Source organism: Methylophaga sp. UBA4204 (genome assembly GCF_002379485.1).
Taxonomy (GTDB): domain Bacteria; phylum Pseudomonadota; class Gammaproteobacteria; order Nitrosococcales; family Methylophagaceae; genus Methylophaga.
The window spans coordinates 34670-44071 of the sequence record NZ_DFTU01000060.1; the positions used below are offsets into that span (position 1 = coordinate 34670).

The 9402-nt window shown below is 43.7% G+C and carries 13 protein-coding genes; 9 read left to right on the top strand and 4 right to left on the bottom strand.

All coding sequences use genetic code 11. The annotated features are described in order from the left end of the window. The 9 genes from B3182_RS08695 to gnd all read left to right on the top strand — a co-directional run. On the top strand, positions 1 to 1775 hold a 1775-nt coding region (locus B3182_RS08695; RefSeq protein ID WP_292752388.1), incomplete at its 5' end, for an HD-GYP domain-containing protein. Between the two features lie 51 nt (positions 1776 to 1826). After that, the gene (ylqF, locus tag B3182_RS08700; protein WP_292356473.1) at positions 1827 to 2735 is read left to right on the top strand and encodes a ribosome biogenesis GTPase YlqF; all 909 of its coding nucleotides are present in this window, start codon (positions 1827 to 1829) and stop codon (positions 2733 to 2735) included. A gap of 82 nt (positions 2736 to 2817) precedes the next feature. Beyond that, on the top strand, positions 2818 to 3333 hold the full coding sequence (locus tag B3182_RS08705; RefSeq protein ID WP_292356471.1) for a Slp family lipoprotein: 516 nt from the start codon (positions 2818 to 2820) through the stop codon (positions 3331 to 3333). 108 nt (positions 3334 to 3441) lie between these two features. Then, entirely contained in the window at positions 3442 to 3627 is a 186-nt protein-coding gene (locus tag B3182_RS08710; protein ID WP_292356469.1) for a hypothetical protein, read from the top strand. A gap of 2 nt (positions 3628 to 3629) precedes the next feature. Continuing rightward, on the top strand, positions 3630 to 3896 hold the full coding sequence (locus B3182_RS08715; protein ID WP_292356467.1) for a hypothetical protein: 267 nt from the start codon (positions 3630 to 3632) through the stop codon (positions 3894 to 3896). Positions 3897 to 3927: 31 nt separating this feature from the next. Next, complete coding sequence (locus tag B3182_RS08720) at positions 3928 to 4146, top strand: hypothetical protein (protein WP_292356465.1); 219 nt, start codon at positions 3928 to 3930, stop codon at positions 4144 to 4146. Between the two features lie 233 nt (positions 4147 to 4379). Then, positions 4380 to 5087 carry a peptidase gene (locus tag B3182_RS08725; protein WP_292356464.1) on the top strand — a complete coding sequence of 236 codons (708 nt, stop codon included), beginning with the start codon at positions 4380 to 4382 and terminating at the stop codon, positions 5085 to 5087. A gap of 45 nt (positions 5088 to 5132) precedes the next feature. Next, positions 5133 to 6089, top strand: coding sequence for a hypothetical protein (locus B3182_RS08730; RefSeq protein ID WP_292356462.1), 957 nt, complete (start codon positions 5133 to 5135; stop codon positions 6087 to 6089). Further along, positions 6086 to 7552, top strand: a complete 1467-nt coding sequence (gene gnd, locus B3182_RS08735; protein ID WP_292356461.1) for a decarboxylating NADP(+)-dependent phosphogluconate dehydrogenase — start codon at positions 6086 to 6088, stop codon at positions 7550 to 7552. Before B3182_RS08730 ends, gnd begins: the two co-directional genes overlap by 4 nt. A gap of 58 nt (positions 7553 to 7610) precedes the next feature. Here gnd and B3182_RS08740 read toward each other — a convergent pair whose 3' ends face one another. From B3182_RS08740 to B3182_RS16350, 4 genes are all read right to left on the bottom strand, one after another. After that, positions 7611 to 8477 carry an SdiA-regulated domain-containing protein gene (locus B3182_RS08740; RefSeq protein ID WP_292356459.1) on the bottom strand — a complete coding sequence of 289 codons (867 nt, stop codon included), beginning with the start codon at positions 8475 to 8477 and terminating at the stop codon, positions 7611 to 7613. A 125-nt stretch (positions 8478 to 8602) separates the two neighbouring features. Beyond that, positions 8603 to 9034 (bottom strand): DUF6524 family protein, encoded by a 432-nt coding sequence (locus B3182_RS08745; RefSeq protein WP_292356457.1) that lies wholly within the window; start codon positions 9032 to 9034, stop codon positions 8603 to 8605. 26 nt (positions 9035 to 9060) lie between these two features. Next, entirely contained in the window at positions 9061 to 9336 is a 276-nt protein-coding gene (locus B3182_RS08750; RefSeq protein ID WP_292356456.1) for an acylphosphatase, read from the bottom strand. Continuing rightward, positions 9327 to 9395, bottom strand: a complete 69-nt coding sequence (locus tag B3182_RS16350; RefSeq protein WP_224154079.1) for a hypothetical protein — start codon at positions 9393 to 9395, stop codon at positions 9327 to 9329. The genes B3182_RS08750 and B3182_RS16350 overlap by 10 nt, the downstream gene beginning before the upstream one ends. Between the last annotated feature and the right edge of the window lie 7 nt (positions 9396 to 9402).

Below are 9402 nucleotides of genomic sequence, written 5' to 3' on the forward strand. Positions count from 1 at the left end.
AGGGGGTAGATTTCTCGCCAGCAGAATTGCCAACCGGGCTACATTTTATGGTGAATCGACAAAATACGGGGCTTACTGACGTTCTTAACCGGGCACTGGAAAATTTATCGGATAGTCATCATCAGGCCTTAGTTGATAAATGGTTTAATTCCATAGATACCGACGGTAACCCCCAGGCATTTCGTCTGGAGCGCTTTAAAAATGATGCGCTACAGGTTTCCGATAAACTTCAATCGATAAGACTTAATGAGCAGGATTATTATGTCTATCATCAGGCTATAGCCATCAATGATGTTGAACCCCAGTACCTCACCATCATGTCACCGCAGAATACTGTGATGAGTCAGGTGTGGAGCAAAACTCAAAATGCCATGCTGGTTGCCGGCTTGATGTTGTTATTCCTATTGCCGTTCAGTTGGTGGTTTGCCTCGCTAATATTATCTGCCGTGAAAAAACTTCAGCTAAATATTGAGCATATTCAACAGCGTCAATTTTCTGCGGTAGACGTTCCATCTCATCACTTATTGGAATTCAGTGCGTTAAGCGAAAAATTACTTGAACTGTCACAGACAAGTCGAGCTTATCAACAAGCACAACAGCAATGGACCGATTCGTTGATTGCATCAGTAGCCCATGCGATTGATGCAAAATCATCTTATCCAACACATCATTGTGTGCTGGTACCCGAGTTGTCGATGTTATTGGCAAACGAAGCGGATAAATCAAACGAGCAGATTTTTAAATATTTCAAGTTGGATGATGAAGACAAGCAGCGGGAATTCCGTTTGGCAGCCTGGTTACATAGCTTTGGAAAAATCACCACGCCGGAATATCTGGTTGATAAACGTACCAAACTGGAAATGCTCTATAACCGGATTCATGAGATCCGTATGCGCTTTGAGGTGTTATGGCGTGATGCCGAAATAGAGTTCTGGCAACATACCCTGCAACGGCCCGAAAATCGTGCAATGAATGAAGAAGCTTTAAAGGTAAAGCAACTGCAGCTAAAAGATGATTTTGCTTTTATTGCTCAATGCAATATTGGTACAGAATTTATGGATCAGAATACCAATGAACGATTGAAACGACTGGCAAAAATCACTTGGGAACGACATTTTGATGATCAATTAGGGCTATCTCCCGTTGAGCTGGATCAGCAGACTGATGCGACAACGACTCTTCCGGTCACTGAACAGTTGCTGGCAGATAAAGCGGAACATATTATTCCTCGCAATCAGAAAGCAGCTGAGGATGCCCGGGCAGGGGAGAATCTCAACCAACCGGAATACGGTTTTAATCATGGTGAACTGTACAACCTGACCATTGAATCCGGCACCCTGACTAAGGAAGAGCGTTTCAGAATCAATGAACACATTCTGACCACTATCAAAATGCTTGAATCCCTGCCGTATCCTGATGAGCTTTCAAATATCCCACGTTATGCAACAACTCATTTGGAAACAATGAATGGTACTGGCTATCCGCGGGGGCTCACTGCTGATGATTTATCGGTGCCTGAACGCATCATTATGCTGGCCAATGTTTTTGAAGCCCTGACGGCAGCAGATCGCCCGTATAAAAAAGCCAAAACCTTGAGCGTGGCAATTTTCATTTTGCATCAGCTGGTTGAGCAGGAGTTGATGGATAGGGATGTGTTTGAATTATTCCTCACCAGTGGGGTTTACAAACACTACGCTGAAAAGTTTATGGCACAAGAACAAATTGATGAAGTTGATATCAACAAGTTTCTGAGAGAAGAAGAACGTTATATTTAGCTTAGGCGGTATAATGGATAAACCAATTCTGGTGTTTGTAGTGAGTTTTTAATGGCGATTCAGTGGTTTCCCGGACATATGCATAAAGCCGGGCTGGAGATGAAAAAAATCCTGCCGCAGATGGATTTGATTATCGAAGTGCTGGATGCCCGACTTCCGTACAGCAGTTCCAATCCCATGCTGGCGGCTATTCGAGGTGATAAGCCCTGCCTTAAGGTGCTGAACAAGGCCGATCTGGCTGATCCGCAACTGACTGAAATCTGGCAACAATATCTTGAGCAGGAGCAGGGAATCAAAACACTGGTTCTGTCTGCCAATGAGACAACGCGTGGCAAAGAATTAATTGCGATGTGCCAAAAACTGGTACCGCATAAAGCCAGCAGTGTGAAAAAAATTCAGGCACTGATAATGGGTATTCCCAATGTTGGTAAATCGACATTGATAAATGCACTGGCCGGGCGACAGATTGCCAAAACGGGTAATGAACCTGCAGTGACCAAGGTTCAGCAACGCATTATCGTTGATGATGTGGTGGTATTACATGATACGCCGGGAGTGTTATGGCCTAATGTGGAAAATCATGACAGTGGGTATCGTTTGGCCATTACCCATGCCATTAAAGAAACTGCTTTTGAGAATCATGATATTGCCTTATACGCCGTCAAGTATCTTATGCAGCAATATCCTCAAGCTTTGTTAAGTCGATTTCATGTCGATGGCATCACTGACCATGAGCAAACGATGTTGGAAAAAATGGCCCAGAAGCGTGGTTGTATTAAAGCCGGTGGCGTGGCCGATATTGAGCGGATCAGTAAAATTCTGCTGACTGAATTACGCAATGGTCAACTTGGTAGGCTGACGCTGGAAACACCCGAGATGACTGAACGTGAGTGGTTGCAGGTAATACAGAGACGTGAAGAAAAAGCGGCCAAAAAAGCTGCACGTAAAAATAAGCGATGATCCTCTTCAACAGAATAAATTTATTTCTGTAACATCTGTGGTCTGAAACTGTCTGTTGAGTAACGGTTGTGGAGAATTTGTTATGCGAATCTTAACGGTATTACTAATGTTTTTGCTGGCAGGCTGTGCGGCGACACAACCCTCGATATACGCAAAATCTCATAATGACATCCCTTATGAAGAGGTGCTGCAGAATTTTGAATCCTATGAGCAGCAAACAGTACGCTGGGGTGGAATGATTGCTCACGTAGCGAATTATGAGAATTTTTCTGAATTGACCATCGTGCAGTTTCCATTGACGCGGTATGGCGTTCCCATCTCAACCGAAAAAAGTGCTGGCCGGTTTATTGTTCGCAGTGAAAGTTTTCTCGATCCAATGATTTATTCCCCAGAGAAACTGGCTACTTTTATCGGTACCGTTAACTCACTACAACTGCAAAAAGTCGATCAAAAAATGTTATCGCTACCGTTGATTACACTCGAGGAAAGTCACGTGTGGCCACAAAAAGATCCTGAGTCCTCACGGCCCTATAATCCAAAGCATGATGCGCCATTTTTAGGCTATGGCTATTATGGAACAGGCTCCTACTCTCCATAAAAACGACTACTCGCACCACTTTATTAATCTAAATAATAATTATTTGCATTTAGATTAATCAGTCCTTATACTGCGTTTAACCTTATCAATATTGCTGAGGTATACGAGATGCAGTCATCAAAAAATTATTTTCCGAAACAAAAAGCAATACATGTGGCGTTTAGTCCTGATCGACTAGAAGCATTAATCTGTCAGGGCAAACTACATGCCGCTGACTTTAACTGTCTGGATAAAAAATCCAAACGAACAGTGTGGAGCATGCTGCTGGCAGCGGCAGCTCACAGATTGAGTTAATCATGAATGTAAACAGAGCAGAGAGAGCAGAAACCTGGTGCGAAGCTGTCATTTTAGCCGCCAATGAACAATTGGAATTGATGTACCGCCAACACGCTTCAGCATGTATTGCGTTACAGATTTCAAGAAATTATCGGTTATTACTAACCCATAACGAGCACCCTTTAAAGAAACAGCACTGGCGAGCCTTATCGCAGCGCTGGTTACTCAGTTATCAACTTCATCGAGGCCAACAGCGTGGATTACCCGATATGTTGGAAAGTCTCTGAATCTTCAAATTTAAAATAAGGATCTTTAATCATGGCTTCAAATACCTGCCAGCCGGAAAACGTCTTTTCTTCCAGTACCTGTGATATCCAATTTTGCCCTGATTGTCAGATGGTGCACGTCAATATGGGGGCTATCACCATTCGCATGACGGAGCAGCATTTTGCGACTTATGCGATTGATATCAGCAAAGCATTGTTTCATATGCGCCAACGTGAAATACATCAGGCCGATATGCGGATAATGATGTAATACACCTTTCACACGATTATTCTTGATCAACACCAAATCTGACGAAGGGTCTCTTTATCTTTAGAGCCTAAGGTCAACAGACCCTACAGTTCTTTCGTTAAAATGCTGGTGGTCAGTGAAAAAAGGGAGCTCTGCTCCCTTTTTTTGTCTGAAATTTATGGCAAGATAAAATTCTGCTGCTGTTTTCAGCTATGCTTGTAGCTGCACTGAAAAAATTATTTGGGACTAGGTAAATGCTGAAAGGGATAAAAGTCACAGCGATTGTGATCATTTCTGTGCTGATGCTTATTTGGCTGACCTGTACTTTGCTGCTGAACCATGCACGAGATCTCAAGCTGGACCAATACAAACTGACCAATCCCTGGTTGCTTGAACATTATCAACGGACGGATGTGCCGGTAGAACATGGATGGCGTCTGGCTGAACAGCTGTTTATGGAAATCGAGTCACAACTTTATGTGAATGCCGAACCTAAACTGCTTCTTAACCGTCCATTGTTAGGTGGTATTTTACTGGAGGATCTCATTGTTCTGGCAACAGATGACAATCTGATTCTGTTTGATACCGAAGGCGGGTATATCGGCACACTTGGGGCTGCAGAACTTATACCGGCCGAGATCCAGAATATTGGCTTACATCATGGTCTTCCGGTGCTGCAAACCCGAAGTGGGATGTGGCAAGGGAATTCGATTCTGGATGATTGGCAATTGATATCGTTGCAGGGAGTTTCATGGAGCGAATCCATCCCTATCCCGGAATCCACTAAAAATGAACTTAGGCAGCAACTTGAAGCTCATAACATCAAGCTGACAACACTACTTGAAGGTATCTGTAACGGGCGTTTTTTTGGTGAACAGGGGCGTTGGCTGATTGATGCATTATTACTGTTGATAATGGTTCTTGCATTACGCGGCATGTTTGGATTAACAGACAAGTCATAATGGCGCGGTTATGCCACTATAAAATTTATTTCGGGAGGTAGGTTTTTGAGACAGACAGGGTTTCCGTTTCTGCCCAAAGACTTCATTGAAACTGAAGATGGATTGATATTTGCCGTAGTCAGCTATCACTCACATGATCAGAAAGTGGGCTGCTTTTTACGTTATGTGCAGGATCAACATGGTTGGCATAAAGTGGATACTGAACAGGCTAACCGTTTACTGGAACGCCATCATCCAGAGTTTTTATTTTATTCCAGCCAGTTTGATGCAGCCTTTCATGCGGTTCCGGTGAACAGCATTATTCATCATCACCGTCCCGAGCAACGATTGCAGCAATTACTTAAACAACCAGCTGAAGATCCGCTGCAGCATAAACTACATAAATTGATAGCCATTTTGCAGCAATATTCAGTGGATATTGATGCCATGGGGCTCACCGGATCAATGCTGATTAATCAGCAAAAAGCGACATCCGATATTGATCTGGTCATATACGGACGTGAGGCGTTTCATCAATGTCGCTCTGCCGTTAAAAAAGCAATTGCAGATAATCTGCTTCAGAAGCTGGATATAACTCAAATGCAGGAAAACTATCAGCGACGGGATAGTGAGCTGGATTTTGACACCTTTAGCTGGCATGAATACCGGAAATGCAATAAAGCGATGATTGATGGCAGTAAATTCGATATAGGAATGGTCTGTCTATCAGATGAGCTTGATATCGAACATCGGCATTTCCTCAAACAAGGCATTAAAACCATCCAATGTCGGGTGACCGATGACAGTCGTGCATTTGATTTCCCTGCACGATACCGAGTGGATAATGCACTGACTCCTGAAATTATTTCCTTTACCCATACCTATGTTGGACAAGTGGAAAAAGGAGAATTCATTGAGGTTTGCGGTGCATTGGAATGTGATGCTTCCGGAACCTGCCGAATTGTGGTCGGTTCTACACGAGAAGCCCGAGGCGAATATATAAAGGTGATTGAACAAAAATGAGTGAACTTATTCAAAATACAAAAGCAGATATAGGCGTAGTAGGTTTAGCCGTGATGGGACAGAACCTGGTGCTCAACATGAATGACAAAGGCTTTAAGGTAGCGGTTTATAACCGGACCACCTCCAAAGTCGATGAGTTTCTGGAGGGGCCAGCAAAAGATACCAATATTATCGGTTGCCATGATCTGAAAAAATTTGTCGAAAGCCTGCAAATGCCTCGTCGGGTCATGTTGATGGTGAAAGCGGGTCCCGTGGTTGATTCTTTTATTGAGCAACTGGTTACCTATCTGGATAAAGGTGACATCATTATTGATGGCGGTAACTCACTGTTTAATGACAGTGACAGACGTACCCATGAACTGCATAAAAAAGGCATTCTGTTTGTCGGCAGCGGTGTTTCAGGTGGTGAGGAAGGCGCACGTTTCGGACCTTCTCTAATGCCTGGTGGTAATAATGCCGCATGGCCTGCGATTAAACCCATTTTTCAGGCCATTGCTGCACAGGTTGATGGGGAAGCCTGCTGTGACTGGGTCGGTAATGACGGCGCTGGCCATTATGTAAAAATGGTGCATAACGGCATTGAGTACGGTGATATGCAACTGATTTGTGAAGCGTATCAAATGATGCGCGAAGGCCTGGGCATGTCCGGTGATGAAATTCAGCAGGTATTTGCTGAATGGAACGAAGGGGTTTTGGACTCCTATCTGATCGAGATTACCCGCGATATCCTGGCGGTGAAAGAACCTGATGGCAGTTTGCTGATTGATCATATTCTGGATACTGCCGGTCAAAAAGGAACGGGTAAATGGACTGGTATCAATGCACTGGAGTTAGGCATTCCATTAACGCTGATTGGAGAGGCCGTATTTTCCCGCTGTTTATCTGCTCTGAAAGATGAACGGGTGACGGCCTCTAGTGTTTTGCCTGCAGAAGCAGGTGAATTTTCCGGCGATAAAGCTGAAATGGTTAACGCAATTCGTGATGCCTTATATGCTTCAAAAATTATTTCCTACGCCCAAGGTTACATGCTAATGCGTGAAGCAGCCAAAACCTATGGCTGGGAGCTCAATTATGGTGGTATTGCGTTGATGTGGAGAGGCGGCTGTATTATTCGCAGTCGCTTCCTGGGCAATATTCGCGATGCTTTTGAGCGGAATCCCCAACTGGGAAATCTGTTACTGGATGATTTCTTCATTGATGCTATTACTGAGGCCTTACCGGGTTGGCGTAAAGCCGTAGGCTGTGCCATCAGTCTTGGGGTTCCGGTACCTGCATTCAGCAGTGCATTATCTTTCTATGATGGTTATCGCAGTGAACGCTTACCTGCCAATTTATTGCAGGCCCAGCGGGATTATTTTGGTGCCCACACCTATGAACGGCTGGATAAGCCTCGCGGTGAATATTTCCATACCAACTGGACCGGCAGAGGCGGTAATGTTTCAGCATCAACCTATGAAGCGTAAATCAAGGTAAATGAAACACTGAAGAGGGCGGGAAACCGCCCTTTTTAATGTCCAAAATTTACAATGGTGTCGTTCTTCTCAGCACCATAAACTGGTTAGGTTCGCCAACAACATAGATATTACCCTCAGCATCGGTTGTAACCCCTTCAGGCTGGCTCATTTTAGGCCAAAGACGATAAGGACCACTGCCTAATCTGATTCGTGATATTTCCTCTCCCGACAAATCAATTACGTGCAGGCTGTGTGAGTCATCACTTAAAACCAGTAATCTTTCTTCCGGGCCCTGCAACAAGGTAAGACCCGAGAAGTCATCGACCTCCAGACGCAGGTTTTTCATTACATCAAACTGCTTGGTCTGCTCATCATTTTCCAATGCAAAATGCATTATCCGGGCCGGCATCTCTTGCACAAAAAACACGCCGTGTCGCGGTGAAAAGGCAATCCCCTCAATGCCTTTATTATTTTTTTCAGGGGGAAGCAGGGCAAGGGTTTTGACATCAGAATAGTGAACTTCTGTCGTTGTATCGAGTATGTCAACAAAGCTAATGGTCTGCTGCCGCTCTTCGCTGATAATAAATCGATTGCCTTCTACATAATCAATACTTTCAGTATCAGAAAAACCTATTAAATCAATTTTTCTCAGCAATTGACCATTTTTACTGATGACAACGATCTGCTCAGGATTATTAATAATGCCATAAAGATTTCCAGAATCAGGATGATAGGTTATGCCTGATAAGTTATCTTCTATACCATCAATCATCAGCGTTTTACTGAGCAGATAGTGATTAAGATCCCAGACTTCACTGGTTTTAGTTGTGGCAGAACTCACGGTGCTGAACCAGAGGCAGCCACTTAAAATCGTGCTGAGCAGTAATACAATAAGTAGTAATCTCGATCGGGTTTTATCCGAGAAAAGAGCCATGCGTTTATCCTTCAACTTGGTTACTCTACCAATGCCAGACATTGATATGACTTAAAGAAGAACGATAATCCTCGAGGCTTAATTCAAACTGAAAATTAGTGTTGGATCAGGAAAATTTTTATGGCTTACTCATCGACATCATCCATATCGGCTTGACCTGATAAGCGACGCCGTATGTGCGACCATGACATTCCCACTGCGAGCACAGTAGCGATAAGAAATAAAATGATATAGGTAAAAGCGGCATGATGAAGGAATTCCAGAATACCTAAATCAAATAACCACCAGATAATAATGGCAAAAAAGGCAAACGCGAGGATAAGACCAAATCCACCTAATGATCGGAATGTTGCTCTGAGATAAACCGTCCAGCCAATCAGGATAATAACGGTGGCCATGGCAAATGGTGGGGTAATATTCATACCAGCGTTACCAAACAGAGCGTCATTGGCCCAATGATAATAGCTATAACCACTCGGGTTATAACTGATAAATACCAGCAAAACGGCAAACAACAAACGTAATAAAAAGCCTTTACTATTAAAACGTTGTGCCATGACCGTCTCCTTAAATATTTATTGGACTAACGAATCTCAAACAGGCTAAATTCGCCAGTAGCGGTTAGTTTTTCCAGGCTGATATCAGTGACCTGTGCAAAATTCGGTCCTTGCCAGGCCCATTCGAGTAATTGTTCCAGTTGAGCGGGTTCACCTTCTGCGACCATCTCAACCTGCCCACTGCGCAGATTTCGCACCCAGCCTGTTACGCCTATTTTCTGCGCTGCGATTTGTGCTGACATACGATAGCTGACACCTTGCACGCGACCTTCAATTACAAAGTGATACCGCTTTATTCCCATTCGATAGTAGCAGGTGGTTTACCAGAGATATCGTAGACTACTCTTGAGATACCATTGATTTCATTA

Bases quoted from the DNA above. Each gene is read 5' to 3' on its own strand.
- ylqF (WP_292356473.1), top strand. From the start codon at position 1,827: ATGGCGATTCAGTGGTTTCCCGGACATATGCATAAAGCCGGGCTGGAG.
- B3182_RS08705 (WP_292356471.1), top strand. From the start codon at position 2,818: ATGCGAATCTTAACGGTATTACTAATGTTTTTGCTGGCAGGCTGTGCG.
- B3182_RS08710 (WP_292356469.1), top strand. From the start codon at position 3,442: ATGCAGTCATCAAAAAATTATTTTCCGAAACAAAAAGCAATACATGTG.
- B3182_RS08715 (WP_292356467.1), top strand. From the start codon at position 3,630: ATGAATGTAAACAGAGCAGAGAGAGCAGAAACCTGGTGCGAAGCTGTC.
- B3182_RS08720 (WP_292356465.1), top strand. From the start codon at position 3,928: ATGGCTTCAAATACCTGCCAGCCGGAAAACGTCTTTTCTTCCAGTACC.
- B3182_RS08725 (WP_292356464.1), top strand. From the start codon at position 4,380: ATGCTGAAAGGGATAAAAGTCACAGCGATTGTGATCATTTCTGTGCTG.
- gnd (WP_292356461.1), top strand. From the start codon at position 6,086: ATGAGTGAACTTATTCAAAATACAAAAGCAGATATAGGCGTAGTAGGT.
- B3182_RS08740 (WP_292356459.1), bottom strand. From the start codon at position 8,477: ATGGCTCTTTTCTCGGATAAAACCCGATCGAGATTACTACTTATTGTA.
- B3182_RS08745 (WP_292356457.1), bottom strand. From the start codon at position 9,034: ATGGCACAACGTTTTAATAGTAAAGGCTTTTTATTACGTTTGTTGTTT.
- B3182_RS08750 (WP_292356456.1), bottom strand. From the start codon at position 9,336: ATGGGAATAAAGCGGTATCACTTTGTAATTGAAGGTCGCGTGCAAGGT.